This window comes from uncultured Lacinutrix sp. (genome assembly GCF_947500325.1).
GTDB lineage: Bacteria > Bacteroidota > Bacteroidia > Flavobacteriales > Flavobacteriaceae > Lacinutrix.
Window position 1 is genome coordinate 1 of record NZ_CANMRQ010000066.1, and the last position, 962, is coordinate 962.

The 962-nt window shown below is 32.4% G+C and carries 1 protein-coding gene; it reads right to left on the reverse strand.

What is annotated here, in order from left to right; translation table 11 throughout:
- Positions 1–252 precede the first annotated feature (252 nt).
- The gene (locus tag Q0997_RS20180) at positions 253–873 is read right to left on the reverse strand and encodes a hypothetical protein (RefSeq protein ID WP_299892511.1); all 621 of its coding nucleotides are present in this window, start codon (positions 871–873) and stop codon (positions 253–255) included.
- Positions 874–962: the final 89 nt, after the last annotated feature.

Sequence of the window (962 nt, forward strand, 5' to 3'; positions counted from 1 at the left end):
AAAGGCTGAGTGCGTTTTAAATCCGTTTGGGGATTGAGTGAAATCAGAAAGGAGCAGAGTATTTTTTTTACATTTAAGAGACACTTTTTTGAGCTCGAGTGAGCACTTGTGCACAACGGTTTTGTGTATGGTTGGTTGCGTGTTTCAGCAACTAATTTAGTAAACAAAAACGAACGCGATAAAATTCTGAAGGAATTTTCCAAATAGGCAACTACCAAAGCAATTAATTATACATGGTGTTGTAGTGCGTTTTTATTTAATATTTTTCTCAATTTCCTTTGTCAATTCTATAACTCCTTTTTCAGTCAGTTTTCCGTCTTTGTAAACTACTTTAATTTTTTCAGTTCCAGCGATTGCATTAAAATTATCATCACAGTCAGATATTTTTATTGTATCCGCAACATAAATTCGGTATTCAGAATCGATAGTCATATTTTCAACACATTCATAGCAAGGGTCAGGTCCACAATATCCAATATTAATCGGTTTTGAGTCTATTTTTTCTCCGTTCAGTTTGTAAGTGTTCAGGATTGGAACGAAACAATCAGCTTCTCCAAGAGTGATTGTAGATATGTAGTTTCCATTGGAAGGAATTATTCCATAAATATGCTCATATTCAGTATCTTTGGAGTATTCAGAACTTAATTTGATATCTAACTTTTGTAAATCAAGAATTTCGTCTGTACAACCATTTATTTTTATTGGAAGAGTTTTTGTTGGAAACTGGTCAATAAATGCTTGAAATTGATCGTTGACTTTAGGAATTTCCGAAATCGGTTCTTGTCGTTCAGTTGTCAGATTTTTGTCATTTTTGTTTTCTGATTTACAGCTCGAAATCAGAACTAATGTTATTACTAATAATATTCTTTTCATCGGTTTCCTCAAATGTCTTGTCCTGAAATATGGCTACAGGTTAAAATTGATTTACGCTGTTTTTAAATATACCATATTCGGTGTTTTAT